This window comes from Pseudomonas asplenii, assembly GCF_900105475.1.
Taxonomy (GTDB): Bacteria; Pseudomonadota; Gammaproteobacteria; order Pseudomonadales; family Pseudomonadaceae; genus Aquipseudomonas; species Aquipseudomonas asplenii.
Genome location: NZ_LT629777.1, coordinates 74497 through 88863, shown reverse-complemented (window position 1 = coordinate 88863; position 14367 = coordinate 74497). Strand labels below are relative to the sequence as shown.

The 14367-nt window shown below is 60.6% G+C and carries 13 protein-coding genes; 2 read left to right on the top strand and 11 right to left on the bottom strand.

Going from position 1 to position 14367, the window contains the following annotated elements; all coding sequences use genetic code 11:
• Positions 1 to 71 precede the first annotated feature (71 nt).
• A complete protein-coding gene (locus BLU37_RS00430; protein ID WP_090201902.1) occupies positions 72 to 986 on the top strand; it encodes a LysR family transcriptional regulator in 915 nt (304 codons plus the stop codon).
• Here BLU37_RS00430 and BLU37_RS00425 read toward each other — a convergent pair whose 3' ends face one another.
• The 8 genes from BLU37_RS00425 to BLU37_RS00385 all read right to left on the bottom strand — a co-directional run bounded on the left by BLU37_RS00425 (position 987) and on the right by BLU37_RS00385 (position 8105).
• Positions 987 to 1748, bottom strand: coding sequence for an HvfC/BufC N-terminal domain-containing protein (locus BLU37_RS00425; protein ID WP_090201901.1), 762 nt, complete (start codon positions 1746 to 1748; stop codon positions 987 to 989).
• Positions 1745 to 2638: an MNIO family bufferin maturase gene (gene bufB / locus BLU37_RS00420; protein WP_090201900.1), complete on the bottom strand. Its 894-nt coding sequence runs from the start codon at positions 2636 to 2638 to the stop codon at positions 1745 to 1747. Before bufB ends, BLU37_RS00425 begins: the two co-directional genes overlap by 4 nt.
• 26 nt (positions 2639 to 2664) lie before the next feature.
• Positions 2665 to 2970: a BufA1 family periplasmic bufferin-type metallophore gene (locus tag BLU37_RS00415; RefSeq protein WP_090201899.1), complete on the bottom strand. Its 306-nt coding sequence runs from the start codon at positions 2968 to 2970 to the stop codon at positions 2665 to 2667.
• A gap of 148 nt (positions 2971 to 3118) precedes the next feature.
• Complete coding sequence (locus BLU37_RS00410; protein WP_010451300.1) at positions 3119 to 3820, bottom strand: ABC transporter ATP-binding protein; 702 nt, start codon at positions 3818 to 3820, stop codon at positions 3119 to 3121.
• On the bottom strand, positions 3821 to 4588 hold the full coding sequence (livG, locus tag BLU37_RS00405) for a high-affinity branched-chain amino acid ABC transporter ATP-binding protein LivG (RefSeq protein WP_090201898.1): 768 nt from the start codon (positions 4586 to 4588) through the stop codon (positions 3821 to 3823).
• A complete protein-coding gene (locus BLU37_RS00400) occupies positions 4585 to 5838 on the bottom strand; it encodes a high-affinity branched-chain amino acid ABC transporter permease LivM (RefSeq protein ID WP_010451308.1) in 1254 nt (417 codons plus the stop codon). The genes livG and BLU37_RS00400 overlap by 4 nt, the downstream gene beginning before the upstream one ends.
• Positions 5835 to 6758, bottom strand: coding sequence for a high-affinity branched-chain amino acid ABC transporter permease LivH (gene livH / locus BLU37_RS00395; protein ID WP_010451310.1), 924 nt, complete (start codon positions 6756 to 6758; stop codon positions 5835 to 5837). The genes BLU37_RS00400 and livH overlap by 4 nt, the downstream gene beginning before the upstream one ends.
• Before the next feature lie 228 nt (positions 6759 to 6986).
• Positions 6987 to 8105 (bottom strand): branched-chain amino acid ABC transporter substrate-binding protein, encoded by a 1119-nt coding sequence (locus tag BLU37_RS00385; protein WP_010451312.1) that lies wholly within the window; start codon positions 8103 to 8105, stop codon positions 6987 to 6989.
• A 345-nt stretch (positions 8106 to 8450) separates the two neighbouring features.
• On the opposite strand from BLU37_RS00385, the gene BLU37_RS00380 reads away from it, so the two are divergent.
• Positions 8451 to 8756 (top strand): DUF2288 domain-containing protein, encoded by a 306-nt coding sequence (locus BLU37_RS00380; protein ID WP_010451314.1) that lies wholly within the window; start codon positions 8451 to 8453, stop codon positions 8754 to 8756.
• A gap of 212 nt (positions 8757 to 8968) precedes the next feature.
• Here the strand turns inward: BLU37_RS00380 and BLU37_RS00375 are convergent, their stop codons facing one another.
• From BLU37_RS00375 to BLU37_RS00365, 3 genes are all read right to left on the bottom strand, one after another.
• Positions 8969 to 11143, bottom strand: coding sequence for a hypothetical protein (locus tag BLU37_RS00375; RefSeq protein WP_090201897.1), 2175 nt, complete (start codon positions 11141 to 11143; stop codon positions 8969 to 8971).
• 263 nt (positions 11144 to 11406) lie between these two features.
• Positions 11407 to 13686, bottom strand: coding sequence for a putative bifunctional diguanylate cyclase/phosphodiesterase (locus BLU37_RS00370; protein WP_090201896.1), 2280 nt, complete (start codon positions 13684 to 13686; stop codon positions 11407 to 11409).
• 128 nt (positions 13687 to 13814) lie between these two features.
• Positions 13815 to 14183 (bottom strand): YkgJ family cysteine cluster protein, encoded by a 369-nt coding sequence (locus BLU37_RS00365; protein ID WP_026007756.1) that lies wholly within the window; start codon positions 14181 to 14183, stop codon positions 13815 to 13817.
• Positions 14184 to 14367 lie beyond the last annotated feature (184 nt).

Sequence of the window (14367 nt, the reverse complement as noted above, 5' to 3'; positions counted from 1 at the left end):
GTCTAGGCTGGATTTTTCCCTGAATAAGCCTGCTAATAGGCAACCTTTGGTTTTCTTTTGGAAACAATGCCGTGAGTGAAATGGATGATCTGGCCGCCTTTGCCGTGCTGGTCGATGCGGGCAGCTTCACCCTGGCTGCCCAGCAACTGGGTTGCAGCAAGGGCCAGTTGTCCAAGCGCATCAGCCATCTGGAGGCACAGTTCGCGGTGGTGTTGCTGCACCGTACCACTCGACGCCTGAGTCTCACCGCCGCCGGTGCGGCCCTGTTGCCACAGGCCCAGGCGTTGGTGGTGCAGGTGGAGCGGGCGCGTCAGGCCCTGGCCCGGCTCAAGGACGATATCGCCGGCCCGGTACGGATGACGGTGCCGGTGTCGTTGGGTGAAACCTTCTTCGATGGCCTGCTGCTGGAGTTCTCTCGGGATTATCCCGATGTGCAGATCGAGCTGGACCTGAGCAACAATTTCCGCGATCTGCTGCGCGAAGGTTTCGACCTGGCGATTCGCACCGAGGTCGGCAACGATGAACGGCTGGTGGCCCGCCCGCTGCTGGTAATGAACGAAATGACCTGCGCCAGTCCGGCCTACCTCGAGCGTTACGGCGAGCCCCGGACACCCCAGGAACTGGCCCAGCACCGCTGCCTGCTCAACAGTCACTACAGCGGTCGCGAGGAGTGGCAATACCATCGCCAGCATGAATTGGTGCGGGTGCGGGTCGGCGGCCCCTTTGCCAGCAATCACTACAGCCTGCTGAAAAAAGCCGCGCTGGCCGGTGCCGGTATCGCCCGCTTGCCGTCCTATGCCCTGGCCGCAGAGCTGGCTGATGGGCGTTTGCGCTGGTTGCTGCGTGATTATCGCACCCGCGATATGCCGGCCTACCTGGTGCATCCGTACCAGGGCGGGCTGCCCCGACGCACCCAGGTGCTGGCCGATTATCTGGTCGGTTGGTTCAAGCGCAGCAGCGAGGCGCTGGAGCGGCTCAAGCTTTAGTCACGCGGCCTGCATGCGGGTGATGGCGCCGTGGCGAATCAGCAGGCCCAGCGTCTGTGCCGGATCGAATGTGCAACTGGCCGCATGGGCACTGTCCAGGGCTGTTTCCAGCCGCTGGCCATCCAGCAGAAGCCGGATGAATACCTGGCTGGCATGATCGATCCTGAACACTTCGACCTGCCACTGACAGCGCAGGATCAGGGCCGCTTCTGCGCAGTTCGGGTCGATCAGCTCCAGTTGGCCGACGCCCTGGTGGGCCAGCCAGATCGACAGCATCGCGTAGGGTGATTCCAGTACCGCGACGCTGGGCTGCAAGCCGACCCGCAGGCTGCCCAGGGACTCGGGATCCGCCAGGTGCCGGCCGATCTGTTCCGGGCTCAGGGGCGTTGCATCGGCGGCGTGACAGGCATTGATCCGCAAGCGTTCCAGGCGGGCAACATCGGCCAGGTAGGGCACGCTGGCGGCGGGGGCGAAGGTGCGGATGAACGCGTCGAAGTCCTGCCCGTAGGCGTTGAGGACCGGGCTGCCGGGTGGGCTCTGGCGGACATGCACGGCGGCCATGGCCCGAAAGAACTCTTCCCCGACCAGTGCCTGGACCACCGGATAGCTGTCGGCCAGGGCATTGATCAGCGAACTCTGGACGTTGTTGCGATACACCGCGAAACGGCTGGCCGGGTCGGCTCCGTTGGTGCTGTACAGACCCGGCGGGCAGGGCTGTTGCGGGTCGAGCAGCGCCGCGCCGAAGGTGTCCTGGTCGCTCATCGGCGGGCCTCGGCAAGATCGAGCAAGGCCTGGGCCTGTGCGGCTTCGGCGAGCAGTTCGCTGAAGGCGGGAAGGTGGTTGTCGCGTTCGATCAGTGTGGGTTGCGCTCCGGTCCGGGTCAGGACCTGCTGGTACAGCGCCCAGACATCCGCGTCGATGGGCGCGCCGTGATCGTCGATCAGCAGCCGGTCGCCTAAGTTGTCACGGTCTTCGGCAAAACCTGCCAGGTGAATCTCGCTGACCGCGTGCAGCGGCAGGCCTTCGATATAGGCCAGGGCATCGCGCTGATGGTTGATGCAGGAGACATGCACGTTGTTTACGTCCAGCAGCAGGCCGCAGCCCGTACGGTGGACGACTTCGCTGATGAAGTCCGTCTCGTCCAGGGTCGAACGCTGGAACTGCAGGTAGGTCGCCGGGTTCTCCAGCAGCATCGGGCGCTTCAGTGTGTTTTGCACCTGGTCGACATGTTCGCAGACCCGTTGCAGGGTGGCCGGGTCATAGGCCAGCGGCAGCAGGTCGTTGAGAAACACCGGGCCGTGGCTCGACCAGGCCAGGTGTTCGGAAAAAGACTGTGGCTGGTAACGCTCGATCAGCGCGGCCAAGCGCTGGAGATGCTCTCGATCCAGTGGGCCTTCACTGCCGATGGACAGTCCGACGCCATGCAGCGACAGCGGATAGTCTTCGCGAATCCGTCCCAGGTAGTGATGGAACGGGCCGCCGGCAACCATGTAGTTCTCGGCATGCACCTCGAAGAAACCGAGGTCGGGACGGCTTTCCACGATTATCTGGAAGTGCTCGGCCTTGAGCCCCAGGCCTGCACGGGGTGGGAGCAGGCCTGGGGCGTTGGCGCGAGCACAAACAGCCGGCTCGGATTGCGCTGACGGCGACATCTTCGGTTCTCGAACGGGACTGGCGATCAGCCTTTTTCGTCGAAAGCCTGCAACTGACCGAAGCCGGTTGGCGAGGTGCTGCTGGCGGTTTTCTCGCAGGTGCCCTTGGGCACGAGTTTCCAGGCGCTGCCCTGGTTGTCCTTGGTCGAGCTGCCGGCGCAGCTGGTGCCGGCACCGGCGGCGCAATCGTTCTGGCCCTTGGCGGCGACGCCGAAGCATTTCTCGGTGTCGGCGGCCTGGGCGGTCATCGGCACGGCGGCGATGTTCAGGGCGGAACCGAGGGTCAGGGCGAGAGAGGCGGCGGACAGCGTGCGGCGGGTAGTGTTGCTCATGGTCGATCTCCGGTGATGGCCAGGCTGGGTGCGGCCAAAATAATCGATTATTCGAAACGAGGGTACAGACACATTGTTCAGGGGCAAAGAAAAGCCCCGATGAATCGGGGCTTTTCAGTCGAGGCGTTGTCGTTGCGCAGCGCTTGAATCAACCGCCCAGGTACGCCTCGCGGACCTTCGGGTCGGTCAGCAGGTCATGGCCGCTGCCTTGCATCACCACCCGGCCGTTTTCCAGCACATAGGCACGGTCGGCGATCTTCAGCGCCTGGTTGGCGTTCTGCTCCACCAGGAACACCGTCACACCGTCCTTGCGCAGTTGTTCGATGATATCGAAGATCTGCTGGATGATGATCGGTGCCAGGCCCAGCGACGGCTCGTCGAGCAGCAGCAGCTTGGGCTTGCTCATCAGCGCCCGGCCGATCGCGAGCATCTGCTGCTCGCCACCGGACATGGTGCCGCCGCGCTGGCTGAAGCGCTCCTTGAGCCGGGGAAACAGTTCCAGGACCTTGTCCATCTGCTCCTGGTAATCGCCCTTGTCGGTGAAAAAACCGCCCATGGCGAGGTTTTCTTCGACGGTCAGGCGTGAGAACACCCGGCGGCCTTCCGGCACCACCGCGATGCTCTTGCGCATGATCTGCGAGGATTCCTGCCCCACCAGCTCTTCACCCATGTAGCGAATACTGCCACTGTGAGCCTGTGGCGAACCGCAGAGGGTCATCAACAGGGTCGACTTGCCCGCGCCGTTGGCGCCGATCAGGGTGACGATCTCGCCTTGGCGAACCTCGACGTTGACGCTATGCAGGGCCTGGATCTTGCCGTAGAAGGTGGAAACGTTTTCGAACTGCAGCATTTACGCTTCCCCCAGGTAGGCTTTGATCACATCGGGATTGTCGCGGATCTGTTGTGGCGTGCCATCGGCCAGCGGCGTGCCCTGGTTGATCACGACGATATGGTCGGAAATGCTCATGACCAGCTTCATGTCGTGCTCGATCAGCAGCACCGTGACGTCATGCTCCTCGCGCAGCACGCTGATCAGCGCCTTGAGGTCGTCGGTTTCCTTGGGGTTCAGGCCGGCTGCCGGTTCGTCGAGCATGAGGATCCGCGGGCGGGTCATCATGCAGCGGGCGATTTCCAGGCGACGTTGCTGACCGTAGGCCAGGGTGCCGGCCGGGCGGTTGGCGAACTCGGTCAGGTTGACCTTGTCCAGCCAATACGCGGCGTACTCCATGGCTTCCTTCTCGCTCTTGCGGAACGAGGGGGTCTTGAACAGCCCGGCGAGGAAGTTGGTGTTCAGGTGGCGATGCTGGGCGATCAGCAGGTTCTCCACCGCGGTCATTTCCTTGAACAGACGCACGTTCTGAAAGGTCCGCACCACGCCCTTGCGGGCGATCTCGTGGCCGGCCAGGCCCTGGATCGGCTGACCGTCGAGGATGATGCTGCCGGCGCTCGGCTTGTAGAAACCGGTCAGGCAGTTGAACACCGTGGTCTTGCCGGCACCGTTGGGGCCGATCAGCGCCACGACCTGTTTTTCTTTCACGGTCAGGGCCACGCCGTTGACCGCCAGCAGGCCGCCGAAGCGCATGCTCAAGTTTTCGACTTTAAGGATCTCGCGGCTCATTTGCGCAGCTCCATGTGTGGACGTTGCATTGGCAGCAGGCCCTGAGGACGCCAGATCATCATCAGCACCATCATGGCGCCGAACATCAACATGCGGTAGTCGCTGAATTCACGCATCAGTTCCGGCAACAGGATCATCACGATGGCCGCGAGGATCACGCCCAGTTGCGAACCCATGCCGCCGAGCACGACGATGGCGAGAATGATTGCCGACTCGATGAAGGTGAACGACTCCGGTGTCACCAGGCCTTGGCGAGCGGCGAAGAAGCTGCCGGCGAAACCGGCGAACGCAGCCCCCAGGGTGAACGCGGACAGCTTGATGATGGTCGGGTTGAGGCCCAGGGCGCGGCAGGCGATCTCGTCTTCGCGCAGAGCTTCCCACGCACGGCCGATCGGCATGCGCAGCAGGCGGTTGATCACGAACAGGGCGGCCAGTGCCAGCAACAGCGCCACCAGGTACAGGAACACCACTTTGCTCACCGGGTTGTAGGCGATCCCGAAGTACTCGTGGAAGGTCTGCATGCCCTCGGCGGCACTGCGGTCGAACGACAGCCCAAAGAAGGTTGGCTTGGGAATGTTGCTGATGCCGTTGGGGCCGCCGGTGATGTCGGTCAGGTTACGCAGGAACAGGCGGATGATTTCCCCGAAACCCAGGGTCACGATCGCCAGGTAGTCACCACGCAGGCGCAATACCGGGAAGCCCAGCAGGAAGCCGAACGTTGCCGCCGCCATACCCGCCAGTGGCAGGCAGATCCAGAAGCTCCAGCCCAGGTAATGCGAGAGCAGCGCGTAGGTGTAGGCACCCACGGCATAGAAGCCGACGTAGCCCAGGTCGAGCAGGCCAGCCAGGCCCACCACGATGTTCAGGCCCAGGCCCAGCAGCACGTAGATCAGGATCAGGGTGGCGATGTCGACCGCGCCGCGCGAGCCGAAGAACGGCCAGATCAGCGCGGCCACGATCAGGCCGATGATGATCCAGCGCTGGGTCCGTGGCAGGGTCAGGAACTGACCGACCTTGGGCGAAACCAGCGGGCCACGGGAGGTCTTGAACATCGCGCTGACCTGCTGGCTGAACAGCACGCGCAGAAACATCAGCACCGAGGACAGGGCGATGACGGTCAGGGTCACCGGACCGGTACCCTGTACTTCGAGGTTGATCCCGACGATGCTCAGCTTCAGGCCGAGCACCGGAAAGGCCACGGCCCAGACCAGCAGGGCGCTGAACAGCGCCTGTTTGAGATATCTGTTCATACTTTCTCAACCTCCGGACGGCCGAGGATGCCGGTCGGACGGAACAACAACACCAGAACCAGAAGACCGAACGCCACCACATCCTTGTACTGGTCGCCGAACACGTCGGCACCAAAGGCTTCGGACACCCCCAGCACCAGCCCGCCGAGCATGGCGCCCGGAATGCTGCCGATGCCACCCAGGACTGCCGCGGTAAAGGCCTTCAGGCCCACCAGGAACCCGGCGTTGGGGTTGATCACGCCGTATTGCATGCTCAGCAGCACGGCCGCCACCGCCGCGAGAGCGGCACCGATGACGAAGGTCAGGGCGATGATGTTGTTGGTGTTGATCCCCAGCAGGTTGGCCATCTTGATGTCTTCGGCGCAGGCGCGGCAGGCGCGGCCCAGGCGTGAACGGGAGATGAACAGGGTCAGCCCGGTCATGGCGATCAGAGTGATCACGAAAACCAGGATCTGCATGTAGGAAATCATGACTTCTTCTGCGCCCCCCGGACCGAAGGAAAAGCTCCCCGGGATCAGGTTGGGAATGGACTTGTCCTTGGAGTCCTGGGACAGCAGTACGGTGTTCTGCAGGAAAATCGACATGCCGATGGCGGAAATCAGCGGGATCAGACGGTTGCTGCCGCGCAATGGGCGGTAGGCAACGCGCTCGATACTGTAACCATAGGCACTTGTCACGACGATCGTCGCGATGAACGCGGCGGTCATCAACAGCGGCAGGGAGTGGATACCCAGCATGGCCAGCCCGGCAAGGACGATGAAGGCCACGTAGGAACCAATCATGTAGACCTCGCCATGGGCGAAGTTGATCATTCCAATGATGCCGTAAACCATTGTGTAGCCAATGGCTATCAAGGCATAGGTGCTGCCAATGGTCAGGCCATTAACCAGCTGTTGGAAGAAGTGATAGATCTCAGGCATTACAGCGCTCCTAAAAACCCGATACGCATTTCACTGGTGGAGTCATGTTCCGGCTCGTTGGGCGTGGTCTTTCGCCACGTTGGTACGAGCGTTTGCCAGCGAACCGCTGGTGACGGTTTTAAGATTTTCAGGTGAGCCAGCTCCCGGATCGCGGGTGTCAGGCCCATAAACCTCGTAAAACAAAGCCCACTGTGTAAACAGTGGGCTTGTTGACCGGTCAGGTCCGACTTACTGAGGGGATACTTCGGTCTTCGGCTTGCCGAAGTGCCATTCGTAGACCACGAACTTGAAGTTCTTCAGGTCGCCCTTCTCGTCGAAGGACAGATCGCCAGTCGGAGTCTTGAAGGTACCGGCGTGGATGGCCGCTGCCACCTTGGCGGTGTCTTCGCTCTTGGCGTTCTTGATGCCGTCGGCGATCAGCTCGACAGCCGAGTAGGCCGGGAACACGAACGGACCGCTTGGATCCTTGCCGTCAGCCTTGATGGCGTCGACGATGGCCTTGTTTTCAGGCTCGGCATCGAACGACTTCGGCAGGGTGACCAGCAGGCCTTCGGAAGCGTCCTGGGCGATCTGCGAAATCGAGTCGTTGCCGACGCCTTCCGGACCCATGAACTTGGCGTTCAGGCCTTTTTCCTTGGACTGGCGCAGGATCAGGCCCAGCTCCGGGTGGTAGCCGCCGTAGTAGACGAAGTCGACGTTGTTCTGCTTGAGTTTCTGGATGATCGAGGAGAAGTCCTTGTCACCAGCGTTCAGGCCTTCGAAGACGGCGACTTTCACGCCTTTCTTCTCCAGGGTCTGCTTGACCGCGGTAGCGATGCCTTCACCGTATTGCTGCTTGTCGTGCAGTACGGCAACCACTTTCGGTTTCACGTGGTCGGCGATGTAGTTACCGGCGGCAGGGCCCTGGGCGCTGTCCAGGCCGATGGTGCGGAACACCAGCTTGTAGCCACGGGCGGTGATTTCCGGGCTGGTGGCAGCCGGGGTGATCATGATCACGCCTTCGTCTTCGTAGATGTCCGAAGCTGGCTGGGTGGAGCTGGAGCAGAGGTGGCCGATGACGAACTTGACGCCGTCGTTGACTACCTTGTTGGCTACGGCCACGGCTTGTTTCGGATCGCAGGCATCGTCGTATTCAACGGCTTCGAGTTTCTTGCCATCGACGCCGCCCTTGGCGTTGATGTCCTTGATGGCCTGTTTCGCGCCAGTGAACTGCATGTCACCGTACTGGGTCACCGGGCCGGTCTTGGGGCCGGCGATGCCGATCTTGATGGTGTCTGCAGCGAAAGAATGGCTGGCAATACCGGCCAGAACCATAGCGGCGAACAGTTTGGAAATCTGCTTAGTCATTAGTGCTCCACTCTTGCTGTTGTAGTTTTTATAGTTCTGACGCCAGGGCGGCAGAACCGGGTTTTAGAGCCCGATTTTACCCGGCAACTGTACCGATACAGTTTAGAGTGCTCGTTTATCGCTTGGATAGCGGGCAGCCAAGGACAAAATCGGGATGTGTCGCTTAAATGAAAGAAAGAGACAGAATGGCGGCAAGTGGCCATGCGGATTGTTAACCGAATGTTGCTGACCTGCACGGCAATCCTTGACTCCCTGCTCCCTCTTTCACCCCCACGTTTACATACGGGTTTTTCTACCTGGGTTGCGACGTTATGATTGCGCCGTTTTTTTCTCAGGTAGAACCCCATGACTCAAGAACCTAGCACCCTCTATGCCAAGCTGCTTGGTGAAACTGCATCTATTCGCTGGGAGGAGTTGCAACCGTTCTTTGCCCGGGGCGCCCTATTGTGGGTCGAGCCGTCGCTGGATCTGGTCGCGGCTGCCGAGGCCATGGCCGAGAATCAGGCCGAAAAAGTGGCGGATTGGCTGGCCACCGGAGCGCTGAGCAAGGTGTCTGAAACGCGGGCCCAGGATCTTTTCGAGCGTGATCCGAGCCTGTGGGCGGTAGTCGTATCGCCTTGGGTAATGATCCAGGAAAGGGCACTGCAGTAAGTCTGTGTATCGTAATGGTGCATGTGCGTTATGCATTTATGGCCTGTAAGTGGGTAGGCCAGTAACCGCGCAACGCCGTAGTGGCTGTTGCTCGTGGAGAAAATCCACAGTCTCGCTGTAGGACCATGATCCCGTAGGAGCCCGGCTTGCCGGCGAAGCTTCTGGCGGCCTGAAGGGCCTCTTCGCCGGCAAGTCGGGCTCCTACAGGGGCATCAGTACTCGGTCCGACCGGTGTGACTGTTCAGCGAAATGACCTTGGTCTTGCCGATGCGGTGGCGGTAGATCTCGCGCAGATACTTGATGGCCTTCTTCACGCAGTCGCGGGACAGGCGGATATCGTTGATCGAGACGAACTTGTCCTTGTCGTTGATCAGCTCGCGGTACTTCTTTTCGTACATGGGCTTGATCGCGTACCAGTTGGTATCGAGGATTTTCGCCGGGTTTTCGAACTCGTTGAGCAATTCGTCGATATGCCCTTCGTCGAACTCGTCACGGGTGATGAACTCGAGCATCGAGTTGTCCAGCGTCTCGTCGAAGCGGTACGGGTTGCGGGCGAAGCAGCGCTTGATGAAGGCCACGATCAGGGTCAGGAAATCGTCCGACAGGCACGGGCTCTTGGCGATCAGCGTGGTCAGCGACAGGTTGGCCGAGGCGCCGATCACCAGCGCATAACGCTTGAGCGTGGTGTTGGGGAACAGGCTGTTGAGGTGGGTCTTGAGCCGGTTCAGGTCCATGTAGGACAGTTTGTAGTCCTTGGGCAGCGAAACGATCGAGACCACCGACGAACAGTTCTTGAAGAAATGCAGGTCGTGCAGCGCTGCTGCGTCGTAACCCGAAGCCTTGTACTGCTCCAGGGCGGCGCGGTAGCGCTTGGACTCGATCGGCAGCAGGCTGATGCCTTCGATGGCCTGGGTGACCTTGTTGAAGTGCGGCAGATCGATGGAACGGAAGAACAGGTCGTCGATGTTCAGTCGCGGCTGCTCTTTCTCGAACACTTTGAATTTATCGCTGCTGGGTGCCGGCTGTTCCGGTACCACGGATTCGGCATAGGCAATCGCCACCGGGCCGGCCAGGCTCATGAACAGATCGTTGGCATCCAGGCGGATAGTCTCGCCGATGTCGATGCCGGCACGACGGAAATAGTTCTGGTCGTAATCGGTGGTGACGGCCTGGGCTGTCAGGATGTTGAAGATCTGCTGGGAGATGTACTGGTTGGCGTGCTTCTCCATGGCATTGACATCGATGTTCTGGATGTTGCCGTCATCGTTCTCTTCGGCATAGCGCATGATGTCGTTGGAGATCAGCATCATCGCGTTCCAGGGGCGGATACGGCCCATGACGCTGGCTTCGCTGCTGTCTTCATTGTCGAAGTTGTACGAGAAGTCCCATTCCTCCGATAGGTACTTGCAGAGCAGGCGGCCGGCATTGATGTGCAGTGCCTCGGACATCTCGCTGCGATGGTCGGAAATATTCGGCAGCACGCAGATGCCGCTGGTGAAGATCGGCTCGAAGACGAAGGAATGACCGCTTTTGCTGTCGTGCTCGTCCATCGGCTTGGTGTCGAACGTCTTGTTCATATACGAGTACTGCTGGGCCAGGCCGAATTCCGAGGCCATGCCCGAGCCCGTACCGCCGCCGGCACTGAAAATCGAAAAGTACAGGCGCGACTGGTTGGCCTTGATGCCGCAGGAGTCGATCAGGTACGAATGGATCATCTTCCAGTCGGGGCTGGAGAAGCGCTGGGTGTCCTTGTTCAGGATGATCTTGGCCAGGTACTGGCCGAGGATCGGTGCGTTACCCGCACCACCGGCGTGGACTTCCGACAGGTCCATGATCTTCATCTTGCTGTAGTCGCGGATAAAACCGCTTTTCTCGCCTTTACGCGAAAAACGGATACGCCCGGCAATGTCCTTGTCCAGGTCGCCGAGCATCACCAATGGTTCCACCAGGAACACCGGCTTGGCAGATTTGTTCTGGACCAGGCGCAGGTTGTTGCGAATCCACTGTGCTGGGCGGTAGCCCTTGTCGGCGGATTTGTCGTCGTTGTTGAATTCGTTGAGGTAGAACTTGCGGGCGTTGTAGACCAGTTCGGCGACATCCAGCGCGATGTTCGAGCCGCAGCGGCCCAGGCCGATCAGGCAGACCGAAGGAAATTCCTGCTCGCGGCGGGCTTCGTTTTCCATCTCCAGGTGCGGCGGACGCGGAAATACCATGTCGCGCAGGCCGTCGAGGTTATCGAGGATACGATCCGTATTGGTTTCGGTGAAATAAAGGTACTGCTGCGTCGCCAGTGGACGGGGCGTCGAGTAGGCCTTGTAGGTTTTTTCCACGACCGCGGGTGACATCAGATCGGATACTGGGTTGGCTGGGTTATTTTTGGAAGTCATTGTGCGCCATATGCCTGGTCTGGTTGGGCGGTCGAAATGATGTCAACGCGCCATCACGGTGAGAAATCGCGACGCTAACGCGCGATATCGGCTTGAGCGATAGGGTTTGGCCCTAGGCTTGCCTGGGGCGATCCTTGCTTTTGGTATCGTTGAATCGGCCAATAATTGGCGTTCTTTAATTGACAGGGAACTTTTTGTGAAGTGTGTATTACATTCCCCCGAGCCTCGCTGGGATCGGCCTGCGAGGGCATTGTCGATGCCGATCAGCGGATGGGACGCACAGTCGATGCGCCAGCCTGGTAGCCGGGGTTATCCGCAAAGGGCGGACGTGACGGCGCTGGGTCCGTGTCCTGGCCCGGCGTGAGGAGCGCGGAGGATGGCGGGCGATGCTGGTTGAGCTGTTGGAGCACCGCTGGCAGTTCTTCCAGCAGGACTGGTCGGCTGAACAGGTGGCCCTGGATATAGTCGCAGTCGTACTCGGCGAGGAAGTCGTATTGCTGCTGGGTCTCGACACCTTCGGTGACCACTTGCAGGTGCAGGGTATGGGCCATGACGATGATCGCCTGGATGATCTCCATGTCCGGGGCCGACTTGGGGATATCGAGGATGAACGATCGATCGATCTTCAGGGTATTGAGCGGCAGGCGCTTGAGGTAGGCCAGTGAGGAATAGCCCGTGCCGAAGTCGTCGATGGACAACGAGACGCCAAGGCTGCGCATCTGTCGTAGCAGTTGCAGGGTATTGGTGATATTGCCCATCAAGGCGTTTTCCGTGACCTCCAGCTCCAGCCGGCTGGCTGAAATACCAGTGGCGCGCAGCGCGCTTTCGATATCGTCGGCCAGTTCCTCACGTGCCAGATTCAGCGACGAGCAGTTCACGGTGACCATCAGTTCGCCATAACCCTGTCCGTCCAGCGTCGCGAGGTCCTGACAGGCGGTGCGCAGCACCCACTTGTCCAGATCGGCGATCAGCCCGTTGGCTTCGGCGATGCGGATGAAGCGGTCCGGTGTCAGCAGCCCGTGTTGCGGATGGTTCCAGCGCACCAGCGCTTCAAGCTTGGCAACCTGGCCGGTCTTGACTTCGCAGATGGGCTGGTAGATCAGTTGCAACTCCTTGCCTTCGCGCAAAGCCTGGCGCAGTTCCTCCTCCAGTTGCAGTTCCAGGGTGGCGCGGGTCTTGAGGTTGGTATTGAAGAAATGCAGGCTGTTGCGCCCTGCGTCCTTGGACTGGTAGAGCGCCAGATCGGCATTTTTCAGCAGTTCCTCGCAGGACTTGCCATCCTCGGGGAATACGGCGATGCCGATGCTGGTGGTCATCACCATACGCCGCCCGGCCAGCTCGATGGGCTCCTTCATTTTTTGCATGATGCGCAAGGCCATGTGCCGCGCTTCATCGCGTTTGTGCAGGCTGATGAGAATACAGAACTCATCGCCGCCAAAGCGCGCGACTACGTCGTCATGGCTGCGCGTGGCACTCTTGATGTGCGCGGCGATGACTTTGAGCAGTTCGTCGCCGGCGTCGTGGCCGAGGCTGTCGTTGATCCGCTTGAAATGATCGATATCGAGGAACATCACCGCGAGCATGCCGCCATTGTTAGTGCGTTCAATCAGCCGTTCGGCGAAGATCTGGTTGAAACCGCGGCGGTTGATCAGGTTGGTCAGGGCATCGTAGTGCGCGACCTGGGCGAGGGACATGCGGGCCTGGTCCAACTGGCTGAGCAGGGCGTTGACCCGGCGCAGGTCCTGTTCCTTGTACTGCAGCTTCTTGTCGGCGAGGGCGGCGCTGATACTGCTGCCAATGATCAGAAGGGCGATCAGGGCGATGGTCATGCCCAGTTGCAGGTGATTGTTCTCCACTGCGGAGGGCAGGCTGGTGCCTGCCGGCAGCACCAGGCTCAATGACCACATGCCGGTAAGGTGCATGCTGACGATGCCGGCGCCCATGACCAGGCTGGCGCTGTATTTGAGCAACTGATGGAACGTCCCGCTGCCGCTGCGAAAATGCCTGGCCAGCAACAGCGCCGCCAGGCTGGCGAGGATGGCGATCAGTACCGACAGGCCGACGAGAGTGGGCTGATAATACTGCTGCGCGCTCGAGCGGACGGCGGACATGCCCACGTAATGCATGGCGGCGATGCCCAGTCCCATCGACAGTGCCGCGCGAACGGTCTGCGACGGGCGTAATTGCGGGCGACCCAGGGTGTGCATGGCGAGGAACGAGGCAAACAGGGCGATCAGTAGCGAGATCATGGTGGTGGGCAGGTCGTAGCTCACCTGAATGGGCGTCTGGAAGGCGAGCATGCCGATGAAGTGCATGGCCCAGATGCCGCCAGCCAGGCAGCAGGCTCCGACCCAGCGCCAGAGCCGCTGTTGCGCCGGTTTCTCGACATGGCCGACGCGTTCGGCCATGTCGAGCGTGGCAAAGGCCGCCGCGCAGGCGACCATGTAGGCCAGCATCACCAGCAACGGATTATGACTGCACTCGAGTAGCAACTGCCCTTCATCGGGCAATTTGTCGACAAAATGCAACCCCAGCCACTCCATAGCTCGTCCTATACCCGATCACCCGGGACTACCGGCGCTGAGTGCACCGCCCAATGGTGAGGAGTATAGAAGCTCGTCTGGAGACGGGAGCCCTGAGGGCAGAGTGCTCCCAATGATTTGGCAATGACCTAAATAGCGATTGGTACTAAGGCAACTGGCTGTTCCGGCTCCAGCGGTGGCAGGCCGAAGGCGGCGCGGGCCGCATCGCAGCGTTCGTTGGGCTCATTGTTGACCCAGGCGGCATCGAACTCGCGGCAGGGGCTGGAGCGCTCATGGTAGATCGAGCAACTGACCGCTTTGCCGACTTCGCCCTCCAGTGCGGTGCAACGGGGTTTTTTCCCCTCGGTGCCGTTCATGGCCACGCGGCTCGGGCTGATCTGGCTGACCAGTTCGTCGGGCACCAGGCCGCCGCCCGAAACGCACTCTCCCCAGTAGAACGAGACACGGAAATACGAACAGCAGGCACCGCAATTCAGACACGGATTAGCATCAGGCATGGAAGGTCAACGGAGAAAGAAAGGAAGGAGGGAGTTTGTCACTATTCTAGGCTTCGCCCAGCGCTTTGTAAGGGGGTGTTACAAGTATTTTTAGCGGGCTCGATAGAGCCCCCATTGGCCGGTATCAGCGCCGCGAATGGTGGCAGACAGGTGTTATTCGGCTGACTAGATTGAGTAGCAGCAA

Coding starts and splice junctions, on each gene's coding strand:
- BLU37_RS00425 (WP_090201901.1), bottom strand. CDS start 1,748: ATGAGCGACCAGGACACCTTCGGCGCGGCGCTGCTCGACCCGCAACAG.
- bufB (WP_090201900.1), bottom strand. CDS start 2,638: ATGTCGCCGTCAGCGCAATCCGAGCCGGCTGTTTGTGCTCGCGCCAAC.
- BLU37_RS00415 (WP_090201899.1), bottom strand. CDS start 2,970: ATGAGCAACACTACCCGCCGCACGCTGTCCGCCGCCTCTCTCGCCCTG.
- BLU37_RS00410 (WP_010451300.1), bottom strand. CDS start 3,820: ATGCTGCAGTTCGAAAACGTTTCCACCTTCTACGGCAAGATCCAGGCC.
- livG (WP_090201898.1), bottom strand. CDS start 4,588: ATGAGCCGCGAGATCCTTAAAGTCGAAAACTTGAGCATGCGCTTCGGC.
- BLU37_RS00400 (WP_010451308.1), bottom strand. CDS start 5,838: ATGAACAGATATCTCAAACAGGCGCTGTTCAGCGCCCTGCTGGTCTGG.
- livH (WP_010451310.1), bottom strand. CDS start 6,758: ATGCCTGAGATCTATCACTTCTTCCAACAGCTGGTTAATGGCCTGACC.
- BLU37_RS00385 (WP_010451312.1), bottom strand. CDS start 8,105: ATGACTAAGCAGATTTCCAAACTGTTCGCCGCTATGGTTCTGGCCGGT.
- BLU37_RS00380 (WP_010451314.1), top strand. CDS start 8,451: ATGACTCAAGAACCTAGCACCCTCTATGCCAAGCTGCTTGGTGAAACT.
- BLU37_RS00375 (WP_090201897.1), bottom strand. CDS start 11,143: ATGACTTCCAAAAATAACCCAGCCAACCCAGTATCCGATCTGATGTCA.
- BLU37_RS00370 (WP_090201896.1), bottom strand. CDS start 13,686: ATGGAGTGGCTGGGGTTGCATTTTGTCGACAAATTGCCCGATGAAGGG.
- BLU37_RS00365 (WP_026007756.1), bottom strand. CDS start 14,183: ATGCCTGATGCTAATCCGTGTCTGAATTGCGGTGCCTGCTGTTCGTAT.